The 26,789-nt window shown below is 58.8% G+C and carries 20 protein-coding genes; 9 read left to right on the forward strand and 11 right to left on the reverse strand.

Features of this window, described 5'->3' with window-relative positions:
* Positions 1-32: 32 nt before the first annotated feature.
* The 8 genes from cmoB to ACYZT7_RS06680 form a co-directional block, all read right to left on the reverse strand.
* Positions 33-989 (reverse strand): tRNA 5-methoxyuridine(34)/uridine 5-oxyacetic acid(34) synthase CmoB, encoded by a 957-nt coding sequence (gene cmoB, locus ACYZT7_RS06645; RefSeq protein WP_046049261.1) that lies wholly within the window; start codon positions 987-989, stop codon positions 33-35.
* The gene (cmoA, locus tag ACYZT7_RS06650) at positions 986-1,765 is read right to left on the reverse strand and encodes a carboxy-S-adenosyl-L-methionine synthase CmoA (protein WP_462040407.1); all 780 of its coding nucleotides are present in this window, start codon (positions 1,763-1,765) and stop codon (positions 986-988) included. Before cmoA ends, cmoB begins: the two co-directional genes overlap by 4 nt.
* A 171-nt stretch (positions 1,766-1,936) precedes the next feature.
* Complete coding sequence (locus tag ACYZT7_RS06655; protein WP_462040408.1) at positions 1,937-2,572, reverse strand: lysoplasmalogenase; 636 nt, start codon at positions 2,570-2,572, stop codon at positions 1,937-1,939.
* A 2-nt stretch (positions 2,573-2,574) separates the two neighbouring features.
* Positions 2,575-2,967, reverse strand: a complete 393-nt coding sequence (locus tag ACYZT7_RS06660) for a protease inhibitor I42 family protein (protein WP_462040409.1) — start codon at positions 2,965-2,967, stop codon at positions 2,575-2,577.
* Positions 2,968-3,156: 189 nt separating this feature from the next.
* Positions 3,157-5,574, reverse strand: coding sequence for an endopeptidase La (gene lon / locus ACYZT7_RS06665; protein WP_449644228.1), 2,418 nt, complete (start codon positions 5,572-5,574; stop codon positions 3,157-3,159).
* 638 nt (positions 5,575-6,212) lie between these two features.
* Positions 6,213-6,590 carry a DUF6124 family protein gene (locus ACYZT7_RS06670; RefSeq protein WP_462040410.1) on the reverse strand — a complete coding sequence of 126 codons (378 nt, stop codon included), beginning with the start codon at positions 6,588-6,590 and terminating at the stop codon, positions 6,213-6,215.
* A gap of 503 nt (positions 6,591-7,093) precedes the next feature.
* Entirely contained in the window at positions 7,094-9,505 is a 2,412-nt protein-coding gene (locus tag ACYZT7_RS06675) for a glucose/quinate/shikimate family membrane-bound PQQ-dependent dehydrogenase (protein ID WP_462040411.1), read from the reverse strand.
* A 212-nt stretch (positions 9,506-9,717) separates the two neighbouring features.
* The gene (locus tag ACYZT7_RS06680; protein ID WP_462040412.1) at positions 9,718-11,100 is read right to left on the reverse strand and encodes a carbohydrate porin; all 1,383 of its coding nucleotides are present in this window, start codon (positions 11,098-11,100) and stop codon (positions 9,718-9,720) included.
* A gap of 284 nt (positions 11,101-11,384) precedes the next feature.
* On the opposite strand from ACYZT7_RS06680, the gene ACYZT7_RS06685 reads away from it, so the two are divergent.
* Complete coding sequence (locus ACYZT7_RS06685; protein ID WP_282375289.1) at positions 11,385-11,615, forward strand: VF530 family protein; 231 nt, start codon at positions 11,385-11,387, stop codon at positions 11,613-11,615.
* 2 nt (positions 11,616-11,617) lie between these two features.
* Positions 11,618-12,271, forward strand: a complete 654-nt coding sequence (locus ACYZT7_RS06690) for a Pr6Pr family membrane protein (RefSeq protein WP_462040413.1) — start codon at positions 11,618-11,620, stop codon at positions 12,269-12,271.
* Between the two features lie 49 nt (positions 12,272-12,320).
* Here the strand turns inward: ACYZT7_RS06690 and ACYZT7_RS06695 are convergent, their stop codons facing one another.
* The gene (locus ACYZT7_RS06695) at positions 12,321-13,106 is read right to left on the reverse strand and encodes a siderophore-interacting protein (protein ID WP_462040414.1); all 786 of its coding nucleotides are present in this window, start codon (positions 13,104-13,106) and stop codon (positions 12,321-12,323) included.
* Positions 13,103-13,678 (reverse strand): PadR family transcriptional regulator, encoded by a 576-nt coding sequence (locus ACYZT7_RS06700; RefSeq protein WP_462040415.1) that lies wholly within the window; start codon positions 13,676-13,678, stop codon positions 13,103-13,105. The genes ACYZT7_RS06695 and ACYZT7_RS06700 overlap by 4 nt, the downstream gene beginning before the upstream one ends.
* Positions 13,679-14,181: 503 nt before the next feature.
* Here ACYZT7_RS06700 and ACYZT7_RS06705 point away from each other — a divergent pair.
* From ACYZT7_RS06705 to ACYZT7_RS06735, 7 genes are all read left to right on the forward strand, one after another.
* A complete protein-coding gene (locus ACYZT7_RS06705) occupies positions 14,182-14,661 on the forward strand; it encodes a CS1 type fimbrial major subunit (protein ID WP_462040416.1) in 480 nt (159 codons plus the stop codon).
* A gap of 110 nt (positions 14,662-14,771) precedes the next feature.
* Positions 14,772-17,294, forward strand: coding sequence for a CS1-pili formation C-terminal domain-containing protein (locus ACYZT7_RS06710; protein WP_462040417.1), 2,523 nt, complete (start codon positions 14,772-14,774; stop codon positions 17,292-17,294).
* A gap of 1 nt (position 17,295) precedes the next feature.
* Complete coding sequence (locus tag ACYZT7_RS06715) at positions 17,296-18,507, forward strand: hypothetical protein (RefSeq protein ID WP_462040418.1); 1,212 nt, start codon at positions 17,296-17,298, stop codon at positions 18,505-18,507.
* Positions 18,508-18,532: 25 nt separating this feature from the next.
* Positions 18,533-19,027: a CS1 type fimbrial major subunit gene (locus ACYZT7_RS06720; RefSeq protein ID WP_462040419.1), complete on the forward strand. Its 495-nt coding sequence runs from the start codon at positions 18,533-18,535 to the stop codon at positions 19,025-19,027.
* Between the two features lie 32 nt (positions 19,028-19,059).
* Complete coding sequence (locus ACYZT7_RS06725) at positions 19,060-20,271, forward strand: hypothetical protein (protein ID WP_462040420.1); 1,212 nt, start codon at positions 19,060-19,062, stop codon at positions 20,269-20,271.
* 43 nt (positions 20,272-20,314) lie between these two features.
* Positions 20,315-21,058, forward strand: a complete 744-nt coding sequence (locus ACYZT7_RS06730; protein WP_462040421.1) for a molecular chaperone — start codon at positions 20,315-20,317, stop codon at positions 21,056-21,058.
* A gap of 34 nt (positions 21,059-21,092) precedes the next feature.
* Positions 21,093-21,593: a CS1 type fimbrial major subunit gene (locus ACYZT7_RS06735; protein ID WP_462040422.1), complete on the forward strand. Its 501-nt coding sequence runs from the start codon at positions 21,093-21,095 to the stop codon at positions 21,591-21,593.
* A gap of 59 nt (positions 21,594-21,652) precedes the next feature.
* On the opposite strand, the gene ACYZT7_RS06740 is transcribed toward ACYZT7_RS06735, so the two are convergent.
* Positions 21,653-26,713: an NEL-type E3 ubiquitin ligase domain-containing protein gene (locus ACYZT7_RS06740; RefSeq protein ID WP_462040423.1), complete on the reverse strand. Its 5,061-nt coding sequence runs from the start codon at positions 26,711-26,713 to the stop codon at positions 21,653-21,655.
* Positions 26,714-26,789 lie beyond the last annotated feature (76 nt).

Genomic DNA, 26,789 nt, shown 5'->3' on the forward strand with positions numbered 1-26,789 from the left:
ACAGGTTTCTCTGGTGTTTGGAAGTTCGGTGTTTACTTGCGGGCGACGATGACGGCGCGCATCGGCGCCGGCAGTCCTTCAACCGTCTTGCTGTGATCTTCTGGATCAAGGAAATCGCTCAGCGACTGATACTTCATCCATTCCGTCCCGCGCTGTTCCTCGACCGTGGTCACGCTCACGTCCACACAGCGAACATCCGTGAACCCGGCGCGACGCAGCCACAGTTCCAGCGCCGGCACCGACGGCAGGAACCACACGTTACGCATCTGCGCATAACGGTCTTCCGGCACCAGCACTTGCTGCTGATCGCCTTCAATCACCAGCGTCTCCAGCACCAGTTCGCCGCCCTTGACCAGGCAATCCTTCAGCGCCAGCAAATGCTCGATCGGCGAGCGGCGGTGATAGAACACACCCATTGAAAATACGGTGTCGAAGCCTTCCATGTTCGGCGGCAGGTCTTCGAACGGGAACGGCAAGTGCCAGGCATTGGGTTCGGACAGATAACGCTGCACCGCCTGGAACTGACAGAAGAACAGCCAGTTCGGATCGACACCAATCACGCTGTCTGCGCCTGCGCCGAGCATGCGCCACATGTAGTAACCATTACCGCAGCCGACATCGAGGATGCGTTTGCCCTTCAGATCAAGATGTGGTGCGACCCGCGACCACTTCCAGTCCGATCGCCATTCGGTGTCGACATGCACGCCAAACAAATCGAACGGCCCTTTGCGCCACGGCGACAGGCCCATCAGCGCGGTACGCATTTGCGCGCGGGTTTCATCATCGCAATCGGTGTCCAGCGTCAGACCATTGAGCAAGTCGACTTCGCTGGGCTGGATCTTCGGCAAGGCGTCCAGCGCACTCTGCCAACGCTCCAGGTCGCCATGACCCTTTTCCATTTTCTTGTCGAGTTGCGCTTGCAGGGTGTTGGCCCAGTCGGCCAGCGGCGTGCCGGCCAGACGGCGGGCGAGGGGGGACAGATCAATCATGGCAAGGCAATCAACGAGGCAAAGTTAAGACACTGGAACCACGGCACGACTTTCGAGAACCCTGCGGCCAACAGGCGCTCGCGGTGTTCTTCGAGGCTGTCGGGCTTCATGACGTTTTCGATGGCGCTACGCTTCTGGGCAATCTCCAGTTCGCTGTAGCCATTCGCGCGTTTGAACGCGACGTGCAGGTCGGTGAGTAGCGCGTGTTCTTCGAGGTCGTTGAAGCGCAGCTTCTCCGACAGGATCAGCGCGCCACCGGGCAACAGCGACTGGCGGATGCGCGAGAGCAACGCGGTGCGCTGCGCCGGGGCGATGAATTGCAGGGTGAAGTTCAGCGCGACCACCGAGGCTGGCTGGAATTGCAGGGCGAGGATGTCGCCTTCGATTACTTCGACCGGTAGCAACTCCTGGAACATTGAGTCCTGACCGTTGAGGTATTCGCGGCAACGCTCGACCATCGCCGCAGAGTTATCCACAGCGATCACCCGGCAGCCGTCGGTGCGCACGTGTCGGCGCAAGGCTTGAGTCACGGCGCCGAGCGACGAGCCCAGGTCGTAGAGCACGCTGTTGGGCTGGGCGAATTGCGCGGCGAGCACGCCAAGGTTTTCAACGATGGTCGGATAACCCGGCACCGAGCGCTTGATCATGTCCGGGAACACCCGCACCACATCCTCGTTAAAGGCGAAGTCAGGCACCTGGGCCAGAGGCTGGGCGAAAAGGCGATCGGGGTCTTTGCTCACGGCGGTTCCAGCGGCGTTGGTGGAAAAGGCCGGCATTTTAGCCAAATTGACGGGGGGATGCGCGGGTTGTCTGACGTGGTGAGGGGATTTATCGAATCGTCGCACCGCCCCGTTCGGCTGCGTAGCAGACGCAAGGCCTTGATCCTAGGGTCAAAGGTTCAGGGACTGCTGCGCAGTCCAACGGGGATAAATCCCATCACCACAAATTCAGCGCGGTTTTGGGCCGAACGCCGACGCCGTAATCCCCCATTGCCCCAGCCAGTAGCTGAGGATTATCACGTAAGGTGCGGCATGAAACGGCGCGACAAATCGATTGATGCCAATCACGCTGTCAGAAAACACAAACGCCACCGCGCCTGCCGCCGCCAGCAGCGCCGAACGTTTAGGTACATCGGTGCCCAAGCGAGCCAGTGCCCGCCAAAGCATGGCGCTGATGGCCAGGCCGTAGATGATGACCGGGATCAGCAACGGACCCAGCCCATTGGAAATCAAGATCCCCAGCAATACCGCGCCGACGCCCAAAGCGATGATCAGCGGCAACAACGCCAACCGCCGGCAATCGCTCAAGTAGGCTTTCAAATACGCCAAGTGGGCGACCAAAAACGCCCCAAGGCCAAACACAAACAGATCCCCCGGCCACGCCAGCAACACATCGCCGAGCAGGGAAAAAATCAGTCCTAGGCTGATCCAGCGTCGATACTCGCTGGGCGGTGCGTCGTGCAACCAACCGAGCAGCGCCAATACTGGCAGCGGTTTGACCAGCAGGCAGAGCAGCGTGGCGTGCACGCTCACGCCGTAGAGAAAGGTCACCGCGCCCATCAGCGCCAGAATCAGCCAGCCCACGATCAATTAACCGAGATGGCGCAGTCGAAGCTTTCAACCGCCGGTACTTCCGGTGCCCATGGCTGTGAGTAGGTCAGGCGCAAACGTCCCGTGCCTGCGGTGAAGGACTGAAAGCGCCAGGTCGAGATGCCGGCGCTGCCGACGATCCCCGCATCTTTCGGGTTGCTGTAAACCTCGGGGCTGAGCGCGCGCAATACGCCACCGGCCGAATCCTGGATTGCCCAGCGGTAACCCGTGGTCGGGTTGCTTGGCAGGGTCAGGATCAGGTTTTGCCCGCTGTGCAGTTTCACCGGGCAGTCGCTTTGTTTTTCCACGGTCACGTTCTGTTTCGGTTGCGTGGCGCAAGCGGCCAGCATAGAGAGGGCGAGGGGGACAAACAGGCGGGTGGGGGACATAAGGTCAGTGGCTCCGGCATTCACGACGAACGGCGAGCATAACTGAAGATGAGACAAAGTGTGACGGCAACGGGGAGACGGCGATGTGAGTGCCGACGCCTTCGCGGGCAAGCCTCGCTCCTACAGATTGTGCAGTCCGTAGGAGCGAGGCTTGCCCGCGAAGGCGCTAGTCCAGGAGCTAGATGATTATCAGAACAATATCTTTGCCACATCCGCAAAACGCTTGGCAAAGTGCACCGTAATCCCTTCCTTCAGATAATCCGGCAGTTCTTCAAAACTCCCACGGTTTGGCTCCGGCAAGATCAACTCAAAGATCTTCTGCCGCCGCGCTGCAATCACCTTTTCACGCACGCCACCAATCGGCAGTACATGCCCGGTCAGCGTCAGTTCGCCGGTCATGGCCACACCTTTTTTCGGCGCTTGATTACGTGCGAGGGAGAGCAGGGCGCTGGCCATGGTCACGCCAGCGCTCGGGCCGTCTTTCGGGGTGGCGCCTTCCGGTACGTGCAAGTGAACGAAGGCTTCGTCGAAGAACTTCGGATCACCGCCAAACGACTTCAGATTGGAACTGACGTAGCTGTAGGCTATTTCCGCCGACTCTTTCATCACGTCGCCCAATTGCCCGGTGAGTTTGAAGCCTCGGTTGAGTGTGTGAATCCGCGTCGCTTCGATCGGCAGGGTTGCGCCGCCCATGCTGGTCCAGGCCAGGCCGGTGATGACACCGGTGCCGGACAGTACCTGCTCGTTGCGGAATACCGGATGGCCGAGTGAGGCTTCGAGGTCTTTCGGGCCGATTTTGATCACCGCTTTTGGCTCGTCGATCAATTTCACGACGGCCTTGCGCACCAGTTTGCCCAGCTGTTTTTCCAGCTGCCGCACGCCAGCTTCACGGGCGTAACCGTCGATCAAGGCTTTCAGCGCGGTGTCGCTGATGGCCAGGCTACCTTTCGATACGCCGGCCTTTTCCAGTTGCTTGGGCCACAGATGACGCTTGGCGATGGCGATTTTTTCTTCGGTGATGTAACCCGACAGGCGAATCACTTCCATCCGGTCCAGTAATGGGCCGGGAATCGAATCCAGGGTGTTGGCGGTGCAGATGAACAGCACTTTCGACAGGTCCAGGCGCAAGTCCAGGTAATGGTCGAGGAATTCGACGTTCTGTTCCGGGTCGAGGGTTTCCAGCAGCGCCGAGGCCGGATCGCCCTGGTAGCTCTGGCCCATTTTGTCGATCTCGTCGAGCATGATCACCGGGTTCATCACTTCGACGTCTTTCAACGCCTGCACGAGTTTGCCCGGTTGCGCGCCGATGTAGGTGCGGCGGTGGCCCTTGATCTCGGCTTCGTCGCGCATGCCACCGAGGCTGAAGCGGTAGAACGGCCGGCCGAGGGATTCGGCGATGGATTTGCCGACACTGGTTTTACCCACGCCCGGTGGACCGACCAGCAGCACAATGGAACCGCTGATCTCGCCTTTGTAGGCACCGACCGCGAGGAACTCGAGGATGCGGTCCTTGATGTCGTCGAGGCCAGCATGGTGTTTGTCCAACACTTTGCGTGCGTGTTTGAGGTCGAGTTTGTCCTCGCCGAACACGCCCCACGGCACCGATGTCGCCCAGTCGAGGTAGTTGCGGGTGACCGCGTACTCCGGCGAACCGGTCTCGAGGATCGACAGCTTGTTCATTTCATCTTCGATGCGTTTTTGCGCCTGAGCCGGCAGGACCTTGTCTTCCAGGCGCTGCTCGAATTGCTCGATGTCGGCGCTGCGGTCGTCCTTGGTCAGGCCCAGCTCTTGCTGAATGACCTTGAGTTGTTCCTTGAGGAAGAACTCGCGCTGATGCTCGCCGATCTTGCGGTTAACTTCGGCGGAAATTTCTTTTTGCAGGCGCGCGACTTCAACTTCCTTGCGCAGCATCGGCAGCACTTTTTCCATGCGCTTGAGCATCGGCACGCAGTCGAGCACTTCTTGCAGATCGTTGCCGGTGGCCGAGGTCAGGGCCGCAGCAAAGTCGGTCAGCGGCGACGGGTCGTTGGGGCTGAAGCGGTTGAGGTAATTCTTCAGCTCTTCGCTGTACAGCGGGTTGAGCGGCAGCAGTTCCTTGATCGCGTTGATCAGCGCCATGCCGTAGGCCTTGACCTCGTCGGTCGGCTCGGTGGGCTGGTGCGGGTATTCGACTTCGACCAGGTACGGCGGGCGATGGTGTTTGAGCCAGCTGCGAATGCGTACGCGAGTCAGGCCTTGAGCGACGAATTGCAGTTTGCCGTTTTCGCGACTGGCGTGATGCACCTTGACCAGGGTGCCGTAGAGCGGCAGGGCCGAGGTGTCGAAATGACGCGGATCCTCCTGGGGCGTGTCCATGTAGAACAGGGCCAGGGAGTGGTGATCGGATTTGCTCACCAGGTCGAGGGTTTCAGCCCACGGTTCTTCATTGACGATGACCGGCAGCACTTGGGCCGGGAAGAACGGGCGGTTGTGGATCGGGATGATGTAGACCTTGTCCGGCAGGTTCTGACCTGGCAGGGCGAGGTCTTTGCCGGTGGAGTGGTGTTCGGCGTTCTCTGGGTCGGCGTATTCGCTCGGGTCTTCGGGGAATTCTTGCTGGTCGCTCATGGGGCACCTGCGCAATTGGGTATGGGTGTTAGATGGGGCAGGTGGGGGGTGGTTTCAATGGCAGCGGGTATTTCGTGATATGTGTTCAGGTTTGGGACAGGTGTACATATCCGTTGCTGCGGTAACGGCTGCTGGCGGTTTCACCCTTACGGCGAGGCACTTTTTTCAAACGCGGGAACGCCAAAAAAGTACCCAAAAAGGCTCGCCCCGAGCGTCCGGCCCCTCGCTTAGGCTCGGCGTTCCTTCGCTCCGGCATTCATCTGGGGGCATCGCCTCCGGTCGGCTTCGCTTCGACCTCCTCTCGATGTGTTCGACCGCGTCGAACGGCGCTGCGCGCCTGCCCCCCCAGATGAATACCTCCACTCAGCCTCCCGAAGGGGCGGGTGGATCAAGATCAAGAGCTGCAGGCGAGCTAACGCTCGGCCTGTTGAGTGGTGAGGGGCGTGGGTTTAGCCGATTTACTGTGGGAGCGAGCTTGCTCGCGATAGCGGCCTGACAGCCGACCAAGATTTCGCTGATGTGCACCGTTTCATTGTGGGCGCGAGCCTGCTCCGGGCGGCGTTCCGACGAAGGCCATTTAACATTCAACATCAATGTTGACTGATACACCGCTGAGCAGGCTTCTTCCCACAGGGGGATTAACTGTGTGGCGAAGGTTTTGGTGTGTTGATGTGATCCAGCATCCGGTTCGCCGTGATCTCTGCCAGCATGATGTTGTTTGAAATGCCCAGCAGGGCATTGCGCGTCCCACCGTCCAGATGGTCCACCAGGTGATGGACCATCACATCAACCGAGACCAGCGTCTCCACTAAATAAACCACCAGGGTTTCGGTCGTGGCGGCTGGGTCCACGCTAAACAGGGAACTGGGTGTGCGCGGCGTGGCTTTGATGTCGGCAATCGACGGGAAGTGGAAGTCGAGGGCCCGTTCGGCGGCTTCGTTGAGTTTTTTTGAATCGAGGGATTCGTAGGGTGAAACGTCGTCGGTTTCAGGGGGATTTGGTGTTTCTTTGAACATGGTGAAGCTCCATTCGAGGACAGGGAGTTCGCCACGACTGCGACCAAGCAGTTGGGTGGCGAACCATACGCAGGTTGGTCGACCAGGGAATGGAACCCGGCAGGGCCGAAGCCCTCCCACGCACAGCTCGCCATAAAGCAAGCACGAAAAGTGCGCCATTCTAAACCTGGGCGACCAAACCCGTTCGCTGAATTTGCAGCGACGGGCAAAGCCTTTCTCCCGGCCTTCCGACGCGACAACCGATAGAGGTTGTCGGAATCCTCCCCCAGAACAGCCAAATCTGTAGGACGTACGCAAATTTTTTCAGGCTAATCTCGATCAAGTGTGGGAGCGAGCTTGCTCGCGATGGCTGTTTAACATTCAACATCAATGCTGCCTGAGACACCGATTTCGCGAGCAAGCTCGCTCCCACAGGGGATGCGTGGTGTGGCGGAAAATCCAGCGGCCACAAAAAAAGGCGACCCTCTCACAGGAGTCGCCTTTCCTTTAACCGCCGCTAAAACTTACTCGGACAGTTTGTACGCAATCACATAGTCACCCTGCTTGGTGCCCAGCGAACCATGACCACCCGCAACGACGAGCACGTATTGCTTGCCGTCCTTGCCGGTGTAGGTCATCGGCGTGGTTTGCGCGCCGGCTGGCAGGCGACCTTCCCACAGCTGCTTGCCGTTTTTCACGTCGTAGGCGCGCAGGTATTGGTCGAGGGTGCCGCTCAGGAAGCCAACGCCACCGGCGGTGGTGAAGGTGCCGCCCAGGCTTGGCACGCCCATGCTCAGCGGGATCGGAACCGGAGAGCTGTCTCGCACGGTGCCGTTTTTGTGCATCCAGATGGTTTTGCTGGTGGTCAGGTCGACCGCTGCCACGTAACCCCAGGCCGGTGCCTGGCACGGCAGGCCCAATGGCGAGAGTAGGGGTTCGAGGATGACGCCGTATGGCGCGCCTTTGTTTGGCTGCACGCCTTCGGTTTCGCTTTTACGCGGGCCTTGGGCGGCGATTTCGGCGGCCGGGATCATTTTCGATTTGAACGCCATGTAGTCCGGGTTCATGAAAGCGATCTGACGCACCGGGTCAACCGAGATGCCGCCCCAGTCGAACACGCCGAAGTTGCCTGGATACACGATCGAACCTTGCAACGATGGCGGGGTGAACGGGCCGTCGTAACGCAGGGATTTGAAGTCAATCCGGCAGATCAGTTGGTCGAACGGAGTCACGCCCCACATGTCGCGTTCTTTCAACGGCGGCGGCATGAGGTTGAGGTCGGATTTCGGTTGGGTCGGCGAGGTGTGATCACCGGCGACAGCGCCTTGTGGCACTGGCACTTCGTTGATCGGCACGATCGCCTGGCCGGTGCTGCGGTCCAGCACGTAGATGCTGCCTTGCTTGGTCGACACGAGTACCGCTGGCTTCACGCCGTCTGCGGTTTTCAGGTCCATCAGGGTTGGCTGGCCGCCGACGTCCATGTCCCACAGGTCATGGTGGGTCAACTGCATGTGCCAGCGCACCTTGCCGGTGCCGATGTCCAGCGCGGTCAGGCCGGCGGCGTGCAGCTCCGATTCAGGCGTGCGAGCGCCACCGAACTGGTCCGGGGTCTGGTTGCCCATCGGCAGGTAAAGCATGCCGAGTTTTTCGTCGACCGCGAACATGGACCACATGTTCGGCGAGTTGCGGGTGTAGACCTTGCCTTCGGCAATCGGCGTGGTGTCGTCCGGGTTGCCGCTGTCCCAGTTCCACACCAGTTTGCCGGTGTGCACGTCGAACGCGCGGATGACACCGCTTGGCTCGTCGGTGGAGACGTTATCGGTGACGTGGCCCCCGATCACCACCAGGTCTTTGGTGACGGCTGGAGGCGAGGTGGAGTAGTAACCACCGGCGTTGAAGCCGCCGATGTTGGCGGAGAGGTCAACCTGGCCTTTGTTGCCGAAGTCTTCGCACATTTTGCCGGTGTCGGCGTCGAGGGCAATCAGGCGGGTGTCGGCCGTCGGCAGGAAGATCCGGCGTGGGCAGACAGTACTGACCGGTGCAGGGCTGGCGGTGCCTGTCGGGCTCTGCTCGGACGCGTAGGCGGCGTCATCGTGATAGGTCACGCCACGACAAGTCATGTGCGCCCAGCCCTTGAAGTTCGCCGCGTTTTGCGTGGAGAGCTTCGGATCGAAACGCCAGAGTTCCTTGCCTGTATCCGGGTCCAGCGCGATCACCTGGCTGTGTGGCGTGCACACGTAGAGCATGCCGTTGACTTTCAGCGGAGTGTTTTCAGCGGTGGTTTCGCCCGGGTCGTTAGGGCCAGGGATATCACCGGTGCGGTAGGTCCAGGCTGGTACCAGTTTGTTCACGTTTTGCGGCGTGATCTGCGCCAGTGGCGAGTAACGATCGCCGTGCGCGCTGCGGCCGTAGGAATTCCAGTCACCGTCGGGCATGGCCGGGGCGGTGTTGGTCATGCCTGGCACGCTGTCACGGTCCAGTTGGCCTTTGATTTCACCGGGGTTGGTGAACTGGCTGGCCAACGCGGCAACACCGGCAATCGCCACGGCAGCGCTCAGCGCACCCGTGCCGACCGGATTGAACTCACCGCGATGCAGCGGGCGGCGGACCCACGGCAGCAGCAGGACGATACCGAGGGCAAACAGCATGGCCAGACGCGGCACCAGTTGCCACCAATCGAGGCCGACTTCCCACAAGGCCCAAACGGTGCTGGCGAACAGCACCAGCGCGTAAAGGCCCAGCGCAGCGCGGCGTGCCAAGATCAGTAACACGCCGGTCAGTGCCAGGCCGATACCGGCCAGTAGGTAATACAGCGAGCCGCCGAGCATGCTCAGCTTGATCCCCCCGGCCAGCATGGCCAGGCCCATTAGCAGAAGCAGAATGCCGAGCAAGGTCGGCAGCAGACGGCTTCGACTCAAAGCACCATCAGTGCTCATAGTGTGGTTCTCCGTGACGTTTCAAGTAGTCCCGCGCAAGTTCACTGTAGATGACGATCCTGTGCGGGCATGGTTCAGATAAAAAGGTGTTCGGTTGATGCAGTCCCTGTGGGAGCGAGCTTGCTCGCGATAGCGGTGTGTCAGTCGCCATCAGTGCTGAATGTCAGGCAGCTATCGCGAGCAAGCTCGCTCCCACAGGTTTTGTGTCTGTCTTAAAAGGACGAGGTGATCTTGATACCGCCAATCAGCGCGTCATCGACCTTGTCCACGCCGCCGGGGTGGCGGATGTATTGCAGGTTCGGGCGCACGGTCAGCCAGTTCGTGACGTGCACGCCGTAATAGAGTTCGGCGCTGTATTCGGTGTCCTGCGGTGGCAGGAAGGAAGGATCGTTGTAGTCGAAGACGGCGCGGGCCTGATTGGTCGCCTCGGCGTTCTTGCGATAGGCCGGGTTGACGTGGACCCGGGCGAGGGCAAACCCGATGTCGTCTTTGGCGCGAGCATCGAACAGGCCTTTGTAGACGACGCCTGCCTGGACGTAGTTGTCGATGGCGTTGGTCTTTTTGTCGTGCATCGTGCCATTGGCAAACACACTCAGGCCGCGGGAGTTGTCGCTGGCGCGGCTGGTGATCTGCTGCTGCACACCGAGCCACACGCCCTGTTTGTTCGACGCGCTGCGGTACGCCTCGCCACTCAGCGCTGCCGGTTGGCCGTTGCTGTCTTTATAGGCATCAGTGGCCTTCGCGTTGCTGTAGTAATAACCGGCACGGTATTCACCCGGCAGGCCATTGAGCTTCGGCGACCACACCAGCTCCACCGGCAAAATCGCGCCCTGCGTGCCGCTACCGCTGAGCTTGAAGCCATTGTCACGATCGAGATTCGACGGGTTCTGCTCATAGGCGCCAACCTGTGCGTACAGTTCCGGTGTCAGGTGATATTTGACCCGCATCGCCCACTGACTGACCGGCCAGTTGTACCAGATGCCACCGACCCAGTTGCCGACCTGCGAACCGCAAAACGCCAGGTTCTGGAAGTCGCAGGGGAAGCTGTTGAAGTCTTCGCCCTCGCCGAAACGACCGACCTTGATGTCGAGTTTCTGATCGAAAAATTTCTGCTGATACCACATCTGCGTCAGGCGCCAGGTCTGGCCACGGCCCCAGACTTCCTGGGCCGAGGTGAAACCGCCGACCCGCGGGTCGTTGACCCGGTCGTTGCTGATGTTGTTGCCGTTGCGTTCGGTGATGGTCAGCTGAAGCTCGGCGTCGTCCCAGCCCAGAATCTTCTGCAAGTCCAGATGGGTGCCGAGGCCGAACTGGTCGCTGTAGCGAGCGGTGCGGTCATGGTCGTAACCACCGTGCAGATTGCTGCCCATTTCGCCGGTGTAATCGACTTTGAAGTCGTAGCCTTTTTCCGAAAGTTCGGTGCGCGTGCCGTTCCAGTCGCCGAGCATCCACGGCGACTCGCTATCGAAGGCCGGAGCGGCCTGGGTGCAAGTGGCGAGGCCCAACGCGGTGAATCCGCCGATCAGGTTCAGGGCTTTTCGACAAGCAATAGCGGTGCAGACAGCGCTGTCTCGCGGAGTTTTAGAATAAGGCATAGGAGAAATAATTCTGGGTCTTTTTCTGGGAAGTGAACTGAAGCGGCGGTATGACGCGGGCAGCGGAAGCGTTTCAGCTTGACGGGCGCAAGGATAATGTCCTGTTACAAATAGAGAAAGCGCTTTTAACGAGATGAATTCTTTCGTATTCGGTAACAGTGCCGGGAGGCGATCTTTGAGGGTTCACCTACATTTAACTGACAGCACACAGATCGCTTTCCACCAACGAAGCCCTCGGCTAAGGTGCGCGGCTTCTTTACCCTTTCTACGCTCGAAGGCCCGGCATGACCGAACAGAACAACAACCCACTGCACGGCGTGACGCTGGAGCAAATCCTCAACGCGCTGGTTGAACACTACGAATGGTCGGGGTTGGCCGAGCGCATCGACATCCGCTGCTTCAAGAGTGACCCGAGCATCAAGTCGAGCCTGACATTCCTGCGCAAAACCCCGTGGGCACGAGAGAAGGTCGAGCACTTGTACGTGAAGTTGATGCGCACCAAGCGCCCGGTCTGAATATGGTCAACCCACCGACGCCAGGTTCTGCCGCGAGGCGTCGTGTTGTTGCGGTGGCTGCGGTGCTGGGCTGGGCCGGTCTGGCCATTCAGCTGTACCTGATTCTCTACTCACGCTGGACCCTGGCGGCCAGTCTGCTGGGTGGACTGGTCAGCTTCTTCAGCTATTTCACTGTGCTGACCAATACGCTGGTGGCGACCGTGCTGACCTGTGAACTGACGTCCCGCGAGTCGGCGGCGCGACGCTGGTTCTTGCAGTCGTGGGTGAGTAGCGGGATAGCCGTGAGCATCGCCGTGGTCGGCCTGGCGTACAACGTGTTGTTGCGCCATTTATGGCATCCGCAAGGCTGGCAATGGCTGGCCGATGAACTGATGCATGACGTCATGCCACTGCTGTTTCTGGCTTATTGGTGGTTCTGTGTGCCGAAAGGCACGTTGCGACTGGGGCATATCGCTGCGTGGGTGATCTATCCACTGGTGTACTTCGCGTATGCGTTATGGCGCGGGCACCTGCTGGCGGTTTATCCCTATCCTTTCATTGATGTCGACAAGCTGGGTTATCCACAGGTGTTCGTGAATGCCGGGGGGGTATTGGTGGGGTTTGTGGTGGTTGCGTTGTTGTTGATCGCGCTTGATAGATGGCACGCCCGAAAGTGAACACTCATTGTGGCGAGGGGGCTTGGCCCCTCGCCACAAAAGCCTTGAATCAATCCTCGTCGCTGTCATCCAGCCGCCAATAGCCGACGGCTTTGACGAACTGCTCGTTAAGCCCATGCTCATCCAGCAACACCCGGCGTATCTGCCGCGACACTTTGCTCTCGGTCGCTACCCACGCGTACACATTGCCGTTGGGCACTTGCAACTGCTTCACCGTCGTCAGCAGGTTGTCCTTGCCACCCTCGCGCAGTACCCAGATCACATTGACCTGCGCGGCGCTTTCCAGACGTTGCTGCTCGGCGCCGTTTTCCACTTCAACAATCACCAGTGCACGACGATTCGCGGCAAGGCCTTCGAGACGACGGGCGATGGCGGGCAGGGCGGTTTCGTCGCCGATCAGCAAGTAGCTGTCGAACATGTCCGGCACGATCATCGAGCCGCGTGGCCCGCCGATGTGCAGGAACTGGCCGGGCTTGGCCTGCTCTGCCCACGTCGAGGCAGGGCCGTCGCCGTGCAGTACGAAGTCGATGTCCAGTTCCAGCGTGTTCAGGTCGTAACGGCGCGGCGTGTAGTCACGCATCGCCGGCATCGGGCCGTTGTCTTTACCGGCACCGAGCACCAGGGTTTCCAAGGCTGCTTGTTCCGCCGCGTTTTGTGGGAAAAGGAGTTTGACGTGGTCGTCCGTACCGAGGCTGACGAAGCCGGCCAGTTCAGGACCGCCCAGCGTGATGCGGCGCATGCGCGGAGACAGATCGACCACCCGCAACACTTCCAGACGACGGCGTTTGATTTCATGCATGACACGGTGAATGGATTGCACGATCACTTCAGTCATTCGGCTTGCTCCTGAACGGGGTGAACGACAGGGCCATCGACGATGGCTTTGGCGGTGTTGTTGAGCAGGTCGCGCACCCGCAGGATTTCTTCCGGGCTCCAGCGGCCGTGATGCATCTGCAAGGCGTGACGCAAGTTGTGCACAGCCTCGTGGATCTCGGCTGGACGATCATGGCCACGCAATGAGCGCTTGCTGACCTCGATGCGCATTCGCACGCCGTCCAGCGCAATGGCCTGATCGGTCAACGACAGACGTCCGGCGTCGGTGATGCTGTAGCGTTTTTTCCCGCCCTCGGCGTCGCCCCGAATCATTTCGCTTTCTTCAAGAAAGGTCAGGGTCGGGTAGATCACGCCGGGGCTGGGGCTGTAGGCGCCGTCGAACATGCTTTCGATCTGGCGGATCAGGTCATAGCCGTGGCACGGCTGCTCGGCGATCAGCGCCAGCAACAGCAATTTCAGATCGCCAGGGGCGAAGACACGAGGGCCGCGACCGCCGCGTTCCCGGCCGGGGCGTTTCTCGAAGCCGTCGCGACCGTCACCGTGCTCGCGGTGGGGGGAATGATGGTCTCTCATTTTTCTGACCTCTGTCGTGTTTAGATACAACTTAAGATATATCTTAAGGCGTGAGCAAGGCCTTTTTTTGGGTCTCGTCTTTCAGTCGACGAGTGGCGGTTCCTTTGAACGATGAGATTTCCGGATGCGCCAAGCAAATTCTTTTCATAGGAAGACTGCTCGATAAATTAAAGTCATTGCTCTATTTTTAATTGAGTTTATATTCTAAAAAACGTCAAAGTCCCCTGATCGCTAGTTGGAATTGCTGTATGGTTTTTTAGCTGAAACTGTATGTAGGGCGGAACTTACAGCTACTGTTTTATATTTGAATTTTTCACTATTTTTTCTTTCCGGTCATGAGGTTCTTGAACTACGTGCTCATAGGAAGTTGCCTGCTTACATTCCAGAACGAACAGTCGATCATGCCCCGGCGTTGAAAGTCCAAATCAATACAACCCCTCACCGGTACGCGTTGTTTGAACTTTTAATGAACCGATCCTCTTCTAGAAAACAGGTACTGAACGATGTTCAAGAAATTCGCTATTGCTGCTCCATTGGCTGTTCTGGCATTGGGTTCTTCCATGGCTTTCGGCGCGGGCGAAGCTCGTCACTCCATCAGCCTCATCGCCCACGTACCGACCAACGGCTTCTACGTGGTGCCGACCGACCCTGACCTGGTCAACAAGGACCAGGATATGAGCTATCTGCCGAGCACCGGCAAGATGGGCGAAGTCAACGGCTTCTTCGACGTGCGCAACAACAACGGCTCGGTTCACGCCAGCCTGGAAAGTCTGCCGAAGCTGATTGCTGGTGCCACAGCGATTGATCTGCAAGTCTCGTTCAACAACAAGGTCCTGACCACGACACCGCAAATGGTCGTGGGTGAGGCCGAATCCGACGTGAACTTCCGCGCACCACTCAATATCAAGGCGTTGGGTACTACCTTCGAGCCGGGCGATTACACCGGTGCCGTGGCAATGATCTTCGATGCTGTGACCCCTTGATCGAACGATCAGGCACTAAGCGCTAACTTCTACAGGTAGCGTTACCCGGCGGACAACCTGTACGGCTTGTCCGCCGGACTTCAACTTGTTCGTAATCAGAGTACGAGTTCATGTTCCCGATGACACCCATCGCGGCCGCGCTTGCGCTGTTGTTTTGTGCCAGCGCAGTGGCGGCTCCTGTTTCCGCCGGTACGACCCCGCGAAGTCTGTTGGCGCAGGCCAAGGGTTTGCCAGCGGATTTCGAGGAGCATTTTTTTGATGTGCCTCTGGCTGTACGGGTCGAAATCGATCAACAGCCTCTAGGGGAAGCCATGGTGGTGTTGTCCCGTGATGATCGCATCACCCTGCTTGAATTCACCGACACCAGCGAAAACCGTTACGGCCCGACCGAGCGGGAAAAGTGGGCCGGTTATCTCAAACCCGGCGTGCCGTTGGGCAGGTGCACCGGTTCTTGCCCCGATCAGGTGCTGGCCGTGCACTACAACCTGGAAAACTCGCTGGTTTCGATCCTCACCGAAAACGCTGAGCGCGACGTGGAGGCCAAGCGTTATTTCGAGCAACCCGAGGGCGGCAGCAGCGGCCTGATGGTGCGCAACCAGCTCAATCTCAATGGAGGTCAGGAACAGGACCTGGGCGGACGCTTCGGGCTTGAAGCCAGTGGCAGCCTGGGGAACTGGAGCCAGACGTTCAACATGCAAATGGCCCGCCTCGGTGGCCCGGATGACAAGCTTTACCACGCGGTGCACGAGCTTTACACCCAGCGCGAGCTGCAAGGCAGTTTCCTGCGCTTGGGCTATTTCACCCCCAATTCCGAAGGGCTGACCCGCCAACCGCGTACGTTTGGCACCAGTCCCGATACGGCTGTCGGCGTCATGTACGGCAGCTCCGACAGCCTGGCGATCAACACGCCGATGCCCAGCGTTTATCCGATCTATGTCACCGCCAATCGCCAAGGCTCGGTGGAGATCTATCGCGATGGCCTGCTGATCAACACTCAGTCAGTGCCCGCCGGTTTGCAGACGCTCGACACCCGGCCGCTGGCGGGCGGGATCTATGAAGTGGAAGTGCGCTTGATCGAGGACGGCCAGATCACGTCGACCACCCGCGAGTTGGTGTACAAGCCCAACAACTGGCGCAACCTCGACGAGCGTTGGCGCTACAACCTGTTTGCCGGTGAAGAAAGCAAACTGCTCAGCAACTGGGATCAACAGGCCAGCGGCAGTGCGACGACGGGGGCTTCGGTCAATTACCTGATGCACCCGCGGGTGATTGTCGGCGCGTCGGCGCGGCAGATCCGCGAAAAAATGCAGTTCGGCACGTCCATCGACTGGACGCTGGCCAACCAGATCAGTCTGTACGCCAACGTTTACCAGACCCAGGATCATGGCACCGGCCTGGACCTGCAAAGCCTCTACAACTATGGCACCGGCAGCCTGGTCGTCAGCCACAACCGCAGCTGGCTCGACACCACCAATATTTACGACACCCTGCCGGACGGCACGCGAGTACGGCAACGCAATGTCTTCGTCGGCGCGACCAGCAACTCATCGCTGGCGCTCAATCATCGGATCACCAGCAAAGCCTCAATCAATGCCCGGGTTTCCCACAGCGAGGGCAACACCGAGGGCGTCGGCCTGGACCTGGGCTGGAACCAGCGCACCGTGCTGTTCGGCAGCGATGCCAACTGGCGCTTGTCGTTGTTCGATCGGCCGGGCAGTTTCAGCAGTGGCGATGCGCGCAATCGCGGCGTCGATCTGAGCATCAACCTCGCGCTGGGCACGCCGGGTGAGCAGATTACCGGCAGCATCGGCTCGCGCACCGACCGCGACGGCGGCCGCGACAACAACGCCTCCATCGGCTGGCGCAAGGATTTGAAGGATCACGTGCTGCAGAACGTCTCGGTGACAGCGCTCACCGACACCTATGGCTTGGGCATGACCAGCCTGGCCAGCTTGCGCACCGACGCCATCAACGGCGACGGTTTTATCCAGCGTTCGTCCTACAACGGCAACTTCACCGGAGGCCTGAACGTGGACAGCACTCTGGTCATGGGTGGCGAGAAAATGGTGTTGACCAGCCAGCATGAAATGCGCGGCGCCGGGCTGATTGTCGACGTGGAATCGGACATCGATGACATCGCCCTGCGCGCCGACGATTACAGCGGCGGCAGCGCGGCATTGCGGCCGGGGCGCAATTTCATCCCGATCACCGCCTACCAGAACAGCTCGGTGAGTTTCGACTTTGAAGGCAACCACGTGCCGGCCGCTACGATCGAACCGGCGCGCACCCGTTACCACTTGAACAAGGGCGGCGTGGAGTACCGCAAGATCCGCGTGATGAAAACCCTGACCGTGCTCGGTCGACTGGTCGACTCGCAAGGGAAGCCGCTCAAGGGCCACCACGTGATCAACCACGCCAGTCGCGGGGTGACGGAAGTAGACGGCTTCTTCTCGATGGAAATGAACGCCGGCTCGCCAACGCTGGAAGTGCGCCAGGGTAATCAACTGCTCTGCCAGTTCCGCCTTGATGCGAGCCGTCACCGCAGTGAAAACAACGTGTTGATGATCGGGGACCTGCGCTGCACTCCGGACACTTTGGCCGACGTCACGACCACTGAACAGAAGGCGGGTTGAGATGAAACAATCCATTAATTTGCTGGGGCTGTGCCTGGCGCTGGCAGTGCCTTCGGCAGCGGCCTTCAATCAGGAGATCAAGGCGTCATTCGCGCCTGATCCATCGCAGCCGAGCAAAAACGTTTTCACAAACCAAACCCCGAACAGTGGCTACTGCGCGACTTACCCAGCGCAGTGTGCTCAATACAACATGTTCAGTATTCAGATACCTGTGCGTTTCGATTCCAAGCGCCTCATTTTTCCCGGTTACGCTATCGCGTTAAAGGTACCGGCCAACTGGCGACAGCTGACGGTGACAAACACCGAAACTCAGGAAACAGAGGTTGTTGATGTACGCATCACCGGCATTGGTTCCGAGTTTTTCCTGAGCGATTCCGTCACCAATCTGACCGGAGAACCGGTGATAACCACCGCTCATGACAAGCTGTGGACCAGCAATGGCTGGGTTTACCCCCCATCCCCGTGTCAGTACAGCGGTGTAGCGAGCTATGGCCCAAGAAGTTATCGGTTTTTCTGGAAGACGCCCGTGCAGGAGGCCTGTATCAAGGTGGCTGCCTTCAACATTCCAGCCATGTACTTCAACAAGTTCGATTTTGCCTATGAGTTGCGCACGCCCAATCCTCTGAGCATGTCCTCCGGGACGTATACCGGCAAGTTGTCCTACTCCATTGGTTGGCCTGGGGATTTCGACTTCGGGCCCAATATGCAGCCGGATGACGATGTGCTGACGCTGGACTTTGTGCTGGATGTGCAACACACCCTGAAAGTAGAAATTCCCCCGGGCGGCAACAAGGTTCTGCTTGCACCCCCCGGGGGCTGGCAAAGCTGGCTGCAGAGCGGACGCAAGCCGGTGCGATTGTTCCGCGACCAGACCTTCAATATATCCGCCTCGTCTCGCTTCAAGATGTACCTGGAGTGTTCATTCACGCTGGGAACCGGCTGCGGTGTAAGTGATGCAGGCAGCCTTATCTTTGCTCCGTTAAAGGTCAGCGTGACCATGCCGCATGGGGTGACCGATGAGCACGGCAACCCGGTCCAGCGTCGAGAGCTGAGCACTGTCGCAAGCCCCGCCATGCTCCAGGCCAGCCACTTTGTGGACCGCAAGCCGGGCCAGTTGCACTTCGAACTTGAGGCGTTCGAGCCGATTTTCAGCCCCACGGCGCCCAAGCGTTATTCGGGGTTCGTGGTGGTGGTTTGGGATTCGGAAGTCTGATGGCCAGCGTATGGAGGAACCAGAAATGACCAGGCAAATAGCCCTCGCCTTGGGCGCGGGCGTCCTGATGCTGATGAGTGCATCGGCGTTCGCGATGCGCGAAGAACATGCCTTCGAAGTCTTGGTGGAGATCCCCGCCCCGAGTTTTTATGTAATACCCAGCGAGCCAGACTGGATTCACCGCGATCAAATATTGCCGTGGAATCTGAGCACCAAAACCCTGGGCGGATTACGCAAGAATTTCGACGTCAAGCACGACACCAGCGCCATTGGTGCCCGGCTGGAAAGCGAGGCGTATCTGTCCAACGGCAATGACGAGCAGAACATCCCTTTGCAGGTCAGTTTCAACGGCCGGGTGCTCAGTCATCAGTTTTCGCCGCGCCAAGTGGTGTCGGCTACCGAGGCAATGATGGGTGGACGTTTTGCGCTGGAGATCCAGCCCATGGCGCCCGTCGGCGGTTTCCAGCCGGGAAGCTATTACGCAACGGTCCAGCTGATTTTCAGTGCCGAGGCGCCGTGAGCGGCCAGGCAATCAATAGGCGGAATCAAATGATGCAAAAGTATTTGTGGTGCCTGGGGCTGTTGGCGGCGCTGAGCGCCCCCTCGGCGCTGGCAGCGAGTCAGGAAATCACGGCGTTGTTTCAGCCGGATCCGGGGCAGCCGAACAAAAATGTGTTCATCAACAAAACACCGAACACCGGGTATTGCGCGCTTTATCCAGCGCAGTGCACTGATAATGGCATGTTCAGCATTCAGATCCCGGTCCGGTTCAATTCCCAGCGCGCCATGAATCGGGGTGAAATTCTCCAGTTGCGGGCGCCGGCCAACTGGCGAAAGCTGACCGTCACCAATGCGCAAACTCAGGAACAGGAAACCGTCGAGGTACGCATCATCGGCCTGGGCTCCCAGTATGTTCTCAGTCACCCTGCCGCCGAGTTGACCGGGGAAACCACCGCGCTTAAAGGTCATGAGCAGTTGTGGAAGGAAGGTGCATGGGTTTATGCGTCGCCGCCATGCCAGTACAGCGGCGTGGGGGCCTACACCGCTGACCAGTTCCGGTTTTTCTGGAAAGCGCCGCAAGAAGAGCTGTGTACGAAAACCACGCAGTTCCACATTCCCGCCATTTCAATGAACACCATGGATATCGCCTATGAATTGCGCACACCCAATCCGCTGGGTATGTCGACCGGGCTGTACACCGGGTCGTTGACCTACACCCTCGGCCCTCAAGCGGATTTCATGTTCGGGTCCTTGATGTACCCGGATGACGCTGCCCTGACCCTGGACTTCGTACTCGACGTTCAACACACCCTGAAAGTCGACCTGCCGCCGGGCGGCAACAAGGTCTCGCTGGAACCGGCGGGCGGCTGGCAGCAGTGGATAGACGGTGGTCGCAAGCCCACCAGCATTTTCCGTGATCAGATGTTCTACATCTCAGCCTCGTCGCGCTTCAAGGTCATGATGCAGTGCGCCAGCTCGTCGGGCGGCGACCGCTGCCAGATGAGTGGAGGGGGCAAAACCGCCGATGTGACCACCCGCATGACGTTGCCGGCCGGGATTACCAACGGCGGCTATCCGGTGAACCGCTATTTGCTGCAACACAACGTCTGGAGCGGGATATTCCAACCGGGACAGTACGTGAATCGCCAGATCGGGATGCTGCACTTCGCAATCCCCAGCGATTCGATCCAGCGGTTGCTGGAACCCGGCACGAGCGCCTCGCTTTCCACCGACATCACCATCATCTGGGACTCGGAAGTCTGAGTTTTTCAGTGCGGACGCATTAATTTTTAGAGGATCGAAAACGATGAATCGTGTGTTTTTACTGTGGGCGCTCAGTTTGTTTTGCAGCATTGCGCAGGCCGGGCCGCAGATCAATGTCGGGACGGTGTATGACTACCTGGATGCGGACAAAAGTACTTACCTGAAACGGGTGTTCAATAGCGGTGACGCCACCGCTTTCGTCAAGATCAATGTGCTGGAAATCATCTATGACGCCGATGGCACAACCCGCGAGGTGCCGGTCGAAACCGCCGCCGATGGCGCCTCGCGCAACGGCGTGATGGCCAGCCCGGCACGGCTGATCGTGCCGGCCCAGGGCATGCAGGGATCTCGGCTGTTGTACATGGGCGAACGCAATCGCGAACGTTACTTTCGGGTGCGTTTCGTGCCGGTGGTGCCGGAAAAGGAAGATGACTTTGTGGGAACCCAGGAGGAGCGCGATGACTACAAAAAGAGCTTGTCGGCCGGGGTTAACCTGATGACCGGGTTCGGCACGATTTTTTTCGTGCGGCCCAAGGACGCCCGATTCGCGACCGCCGTGAACGATACCGACAGTCGCTATGAACTGCGCAACAACGGCAACACAGTGGTGATCGTCGATGAATTCAAAAGCTGCTCAGTGACCAAGGAAACCGATTGCGGTCCGACCACCAAGCATCATGTACTGGCCGGCAAGACGTTCTCCTTCGATAAGGAAAAGGGCCGTGAATATCGCTTCGCTCTGATCGAGGGCGGTGCGAAGAAAAATCTCACCATCGTGAGCCGATGACGACTTTTTGCGAAGCAGAGGGCAGGTAATCGATATGATCAAGCAATGCGCGTTCTTCGCGTTGACGGCAATTGCCGGGCTGATGGATTCCGTAGCGTGGGCAGCTCGGGAGCAGCACACCTTTCAGCTGTTTCTGGAAGTCCCGAACCGCTCGTTTTACATCATGCCGACGGAACCCGGCTGGATACATCAGCTGCAGCGCCTGGATTGGAACCCAGTCACTTCGGAACTGAGCACCGTGCGCAAGTATTTTGATGTGCGGCATGCATCCAGCGCCATCCAGGCGCGCCTGGAAGACTGGGCCTATCTGTCCAACGGCAGGCCAGGCGAAAACCTTAATTTACGGGTCATATTCAATGGCGTGATTTTGCTACCCGACGCTGCTCCGCAGGATGTCGTGTCGCAAGAGGATGCGGCGACCGGTGTTCGCGTTTTACTCGAGATCATTCCGCTGAAACCGTGGATGGGTTATCGGCCGGGCGATTACAGTGGCAACGTTCTGTTGATGTTCAACGCCAAAACACCGGGCACATGAATGTCCGCATCAACGGGTACCCCTGATGCACAGGCATCAGGGGAGTTTGCGGTTGAACGTTATGACGAGGACTTTTGCAGTGCCTCGCGCGTCAGTCGCCTGCTCAGCTCCTTTTCCTGATAGCCAATGTCGTTCAGCAATTGGCCATAAACCTCATCGGCCATCGCTTGATCGACGAGCACGCTACTGTCGGCGATATCCAGTTGCCTGGCCAGGTCTTGAAGGTGCCGTTTGAGGTTTTGCCGGTGCGCTGTCGACCCTCCCTTGGCGCTGACCCAGGCCTGTTGGCTTTCGCGCAGTTGATCCAGCAGTTCTGTCTTCTGTTCGTACAGCCGGATGTTGCGTGTGAACTCGTTCGGATACGTATCACGCAGGTATTTTTCCCAGAACGGCAGCTCGATCATGTCATTGATCAAGCCATCGCCGACTTCCATCGACATCACCGTGTCGAAGGCCGTATCGAGGGTTTTGCCGCTGACGCCCGCTATCGGGCGGAACAACATCGACTCCGACTGCCAGGGTAAACCGAGGCGTTGGGCGAGGCCGGTTTCATAGGCGAGAAATACCTCCACTTCATCAGGATTGCCTTCGCGACTGGCGAAATCTGCGCGTGCGATGTCTTCTACCCGTGCGAGGCGAGCGGCGCCTTTTGCCAGGGTGGCCAAGCTGTTTTCAAGGTCCTCGGTCGACGTCGAAAAGGCATAGGCTTCGGACACCAGCACCTTGATGCCCATGTGGTTGAACACCTGCGCACCGGCATCGGCGCAGGTGGTGGGTGCGGTCGCCATTTCAAACAGGTCCTTGCGCAACCCGGTGTCCAGGTCAATGGCCTCGATCATCCGCCAGACCCGACTGCTGAGCTGGTCGCGCCTTTCACCGCCGGCCCGGTAATCGGCGCCGAGTGTTTGTTTCTGGATCAGCTTAAAAAAGCCCTCCGACCCAGGCTCGCTAATCAGATCGTGCCAGGCTTCTTCCCTGAAAGTGCCAAGCCCGGAGACTTCCTTGCTCCACCATTCGGAGTCGTCCTTCATGGGCCATTGGGCGATCGCGTCCAGGGCCCCCTGGGCATAGGCTTGCTCGGGCGCAAGGCCGACTGAGCGCCGATATTCCTGGAACATAACCTTATTGGTGTCAGAGAGATCCCATGGGTACAGGCGGGTACGCGCCACGATCAAGGCATCGTGGGAGCCCGGCACCACGTTCGGGATTTCACTGATCGGGTTTTGCTGCAGATCCAGAAAAAAACCCCGGGGCCGAGGCTTGTTGAATGGCCCGAGCCCGAGGACGCCCTGGGGCCATGTGGTGGCGCCCGTGTTGCTCAAGCACAGCACTTTCAGCCTGGGCATGCGTTCAACGTTCGGAAGCAGGCCCAACGGCGGATTGTCATCGAGCCTGATGGTTTCCATGCGGGTCAGATTCTTCAGGCGCTCGACATCCGCTGCGGTCAACGTGATCTGGTTGTCGATCAGGCGCAGGGTTCGAAGGAAGTGCATCTGGCCGATGCCTTCGGGCAGTTGTTTCAACTCACAGGCCCTGGCACTCAGCTGCCGTAGATGCGGGAAGTCCTTGAGCAGGCCGGAAGCCTTTGCGGAAAAACGTGTACGGTCCAGATTCAGGGTGTCGATCTGATCGAGGTACGGTTTGAGATTCGGCAGCTTTTTCCACCACCGCTCAAGGCTGACGGGAAGCAGCTCCACCGACAGGTCCAGCGCATACCCGCCCTCGGCAGTGATACTGCGCTCGCCGAAGACCGTCGCCTGTCGCTGGAAACACTCGATCAGTCGATCGGAAATGTGCAGTCCGCCCTTGTCGCGAAAGGACTGGCTACCCGGCCCCCAGCCTTCAGGTTGCTGGAATCGCCACTGATTGAGCAGCACCTTGAGGTCATCCAGCTCGCGTTCCAGTCGTGTCAGTGTCTGATGCCCTTGTTCTTCCGATCCAAGGGAGCGGACAAAGGTGCGGGTCTCGCGCTGGTTGAAATGCGGATACAAATCCTCGACCCGTTCTGTGAGCGTGGTCGCCGATCTGGACAAGGTCGGGCCGCGCAGTAACAGCATGTCTTCGAATACAGGGTGCGTGCGGATCGGCGGCTCGGCCAGCGCGGTACGGCGTTCGACGGGGGTATCGGTCTTGGCCATTACCCATTGCTTCAAAAAATTGCCCTGGCCTGGCCGGTAGCCCAAGTGCGCCTGTTTGTCCGCGGGCAAGGCCTGGAGTACCGCTTCGTAAAAGTCCTGCGCTTGACTGAGTGGGCGATTGTCGCCATCCCTTATTTCATACCGGCCCCTTTCATCCCGGATCAACACGCGGACCGTCGACGCTTCCTGGGAACCGACACTGCACCGCAGCGGCCCGATGTCTGAGGCATCACGCACTTCGATCCGTAGCTCATGGAAGGTATCGGAATGCAGTCTCAGCGCGTTCAAAATCAGGTTTTCCGTTTCCGGAACCCACTGCACGGCGTCCTCGAACCCGGCGTAGGCATGGTTCGTTCGTGCCTCGAAAGCGGCTTCACGGGCGCGGCTCTTGATGCTCAACGGCAGCCAATGCTCCTGGGCCATGCGCTCGAGGTCAGCACCCTCGGCATTGCTCAGCAGGGTTGTTACCGCACGGGTAGGCAACTCGGGAAAGACTTCGCGAATCAGCCGAACGTGAGGATCGGCGGTGACCTGTGCGTCTTGATACAAATAATTGAAGACATCTGCATGACGGCGTTGTGCTTCATCAGCCAGGCGATTGCGCAGTGCTTGCACCTGTTCGGGTTTGGCGAATGTCCCACCGAGCAAAGCCTCGATCTGCGGGGCATCGAGAAAGTCGACCAGGCTTTGCGCGAACTGCTCGCTCAAGATGTGAGAAAGGCTGGTGGACAGGGTTTGCTCGCCGGTTGCGGTGGCATTGCCGTACTGGCGCAAAGGCCCTGTCAGATCAGCATTAACCTTGATTGCTTTGTCCGCAGGCCAGCCATCCAGGTAAGTCGCCATCGGCTCGAACCAGTAGGAGGAGGGATCGAGCGCCTGACCTGTTCGAATCCGTTGAATGGTTTCGCCGATCAGCCGCTGGATTTCCAGGCGTTCAATGCTGTCTTCCAGAAGCGGCGGTGGGGCCGTGTGGTCGATGTACATCTTGCGCAATGCGCCGTCTTCAATGCCGCTGACGATGCGCGAGTTTTCCAGCTCAGTGTCGTTGAAAGCATCGACACTGTGGCCCAGACGCCGCATCAGTGTCGGTCTTTCCCAGGTCCGCGGGTTCTCCGCTTCGTGGGTCCAGGCGCCGAGGCTGTTGTGTTGCAACTCGGGCCTATAGGCATACGGGCGTTGCGGATGGGTGATGCGGTAGTCGCCGGTTTGTGCATCTTTGTGCACGGCGAAATGTTTGTCATCCAGCGGCAGAATTGATTGCCCTTCGTGGGCATGCAGGCCGAGTTTGTCGGGTCTGGAATCGGTCGCCAAGGTCAGACGTGATAGTTCGTAAGCTTTAAGATCGGGATGCCACAGCCGTGGCTCACCATTGGGCAGTTTCACCGGTTTCATGCCTTCGACTAACGGCGACAGTTTCAGCTTGGCAATCTCTCCGAGCTTCGCGCCTGCGGCGAACAGGGCCAATTGAATGATGTCCGTGACCACGCCGACGACATGCTCGGCGGCTTCAATCCGCAGTCCTTCGGCCAGGTCGACAATGCCTTCGATAACGTCGCTGGTGATCTGATACGCGGTGTAGACCATCATCAATTCCCCCACGCCGGGGACGAACGGTGTGGCGACCAACAACGCCACATTGAAGATGTCCGAGACTATTTTCTTGAAGTTGTCCCACCACGCCCAACGTGCATTGCGGTCGGTATCTGCAGTTGACACGGCAATGTGTTGGGCGTCGTTGAGAAGTTTGTTCAGTTTTGCCTGGTACAGGTGTTCATAAAGATCGCCTCTGATCGGCGTTACGCTGAATTGCAGATTGACAGCGGTTTTCGGGATTTCGCGCCAGTTCGGAAGCGGGTCCAGCGCAGTTCTGTAATGCCATTTCACATCGAACAGGCGTTGTTGCAGTTCGCCGAAAAAATGCCCCCGTTGCGTTTGATCGACGAACCGGCTGAAGTACTGGCGATAGCTCATACCGGTGGAAGAGATGACGGCATTGTCACGCAGTTGCCTGGCCAGTTCGCTCATGAAAGCGCTGGTCGAGGGGTATTCCTTGAGCGGGTGCTCCGGGTCTTGCGGCACGTAAGCGATGACTGGCACGACACCGCGATGCTGCTCCAGATCCGGGGCGATCAGCACGATGCCTGTCAGCCGGCTGTCCAGAATGTACAGTTCAGCGAATTGCATCGCCCTGCCGTTGCGCAGCAGCTTGCGCTGGCCGTCGAGCATGCTGAGGATCAGGACGCGGGCGCCGAAGTCGATATCTCCGGTCATCACCGCCTGTTGAGCTGCCGCCTTGAAAGCCGCTTTTTCGGTATCAGTGATCCAGCGCTGCAACACATACTGCGCAACGCCATCCTTGGGCCGCAGCTGTTCTTCCAGGTATTGGCTGTAGTGCGCGCCGATGTCCAGTTCGCGGCACAAATTCTGAAACCCGGGGATAGACATCTTGCGTTTGATCGGTAACACCGCGAAGTGCCCACGGGAATCGGGCTGGCTGATGAATTCCGAGTCCGGTTCACAATTTTCGTTTCGGGCGAAGTTGTGCAGCGCGGCATCGAGCAGCGATACGGTTCGCGTGACGAACCCGTCGTTCGAATCGATGATGTACCAAGGATTTTTTTTGGGTAAATAAAGATACAAGTAAGTAGTTCTTACATCGACCTCAACACCGAATTGTTTCTTCAGCGCGTCGGTAAGCAACGGCTCGGCGAACTGGTAAACGTTTTGCAACTTGTCGAGGAAATGGTCGATCTTGTTGCGAGAGGACCAGAGTTCGAGGTTGGCATTTTGCAAGTGCGCGTGATCGCGGTCCGTGGCTGTCTTGATCCATGGTGCAGGCGTTGTTTTCGTTAGGGCCAGTTCTCTGACGCTTCGCAACGGAGCGTTCTTGAATGTGGAGTGAATTCGGCTCTCGATGAACGCATAATGACGACCTTTATTGTCGGCCGACAGTTCAGACGTACTTCCTTGTAAGTCAGGCATGCTGTTGTTAAACCTTGGGCATTGATAGGAGGCATCAGCCTAACGCCCTCGGCTCAAACTAAAAGCCTGAATTGCC

The organism is Pseudomonas sp. RT4P38 (genome assembly GCF_054897765.1).

Bases quoted from the DNA above. Each gene is read 5' to 3' on its own strand.
- ACYZT7_RS06675 (WP_462040411.1), bottom strand. From the start codon at position 9,505: ATGAGCACTGATGGTGCTTTGAGTCGAAGCCGTCTGCTGCCGACCTTG.
- ACYZT7_RS06660 (WP_462040409.1), bottom strand. From the start codon at position 2,967: ATGTCCCCCACCCGCCTGTTTGTCCCCCTCGCCCTCTCTATGCTGGCC.
- ACYZT7_RS06725 (WP_462040420.1), top strand. From the start codon at position 19,060: ATGCAAAAGTATTTGTGGTGCCTGGGGCTGTTGGCGGCGCTGAGCGCC.
- ACYZT7_RS06680 (WP_462040412.1), bottom strand. From the start codon at position 11,100: ATGCCTTATTCTAAAACTCCGCGAGACAGCGCTGTCTGCACCGCTATT.
- cmoB (WP_046049261.1), bottom strand. From the start codon at position 989: ATGATTGATCTGTCCCCCCTCGCCCGCCGTCTGGCCGGCACGCCGCTG.
- ACYZT7_RS06735 (WP_462040422.1), top strand. From the start codon at position 21,093: ATGATCAAGCAATGCGCGTTCTTCGCGTTGACGGCAATTGCCGGGCTG.
- ACYZT7_RS06715 (WP_462040418.1), top strand. From the start codon at position 17,296: ATGAAACAATCCATTAATTTGCTGGGGCTGTGCCTGGCGCTGGCAGTG.
- ACYZT7_RS06720 (WP_462040419.1), top strand. From the start codon at position 18,533: ATGACCAGGCAAATAGCCCTCGCCTTGGGCGCGGGCGTCCTGATGCTG.
- ACYZT7_RS06685 (WP_282375289.1), top strand. From the start codon at position 11,385: ATGACCGAACAGAACAACAACCCACTGCACGGCGTGACGCTGGAGCAA.
- ACYZT7_RS06730 (WP_462040421.1), top strand. From the start codon at position 20,315: ATGAATCGTGTGTTTTTACTGTGGGCGCTCAGTTTGTTTTGCAGCATT.
- cmoA (WP_462040407.1), bottom strand. From the start codon at position 1,765: ATGCCGGCCTTTTCCACCAACGCCGCTGGAACCGCCGTGAGCAAAGAC.
- ACYZT7_RS06695 (WP_462040414.1), bottom strand. From the start codon at position 13,106: ATGACTGAAGTGATCGTGCAATCCATTCACCGTGTCATGCATGAAATC.
- ACYZT7_RS06740 (WP_462040423.1), bottom strand. From the start codon at position 26,713: ATGCCTGACTTACAAGGAAGTACGTCTGAACTGTCGGCCGACAATAAA.
- ACYZT7_RS06710 (WP_462040417.1), top strand. From the start codon at position 14,772: ATGTTCCCGATGACACCCATCGCGGCCGCGCTTGCGCTGTTGTTTTGT.
- ACYZT7_RS06700 (WP_462040415.1), bottom strand. From the start codon at position 13,678: ATGAGAGACCATCATTCCCCCCACCGCGAGCACGGTGACGGTCGCGAC.
- ACYZT7_RS06705 (WP_462040416.1), top strand. From the start codon at position 14,182: ATGTTCAAGAAATTCGCTATTGCTGCTCCATTGGCTGTTCTGGCATTG.
- ACYZT7_RS06670 (WP_462040410.1), bottom strand. From the start codon at position 6,590: ATGTTCAAAGAAACACCAAATCCCCCTGAAACCGACGACGTTTCACCC.
- lon (WP_449644228.1), bottom strand. From the start codon at position 5,574: ATGAGCGACCAGCAAGAATTCCCCGAAGACCCGAGCGAATACGCCGAC.
- ACYZT7_RS06690 (WP_462040413.1), top strand. From the start codon at position 11,618: ATGGTCAACCCACCGACGCCAGGTTCTGCCGCGAGGCGTCGTGTTGTT.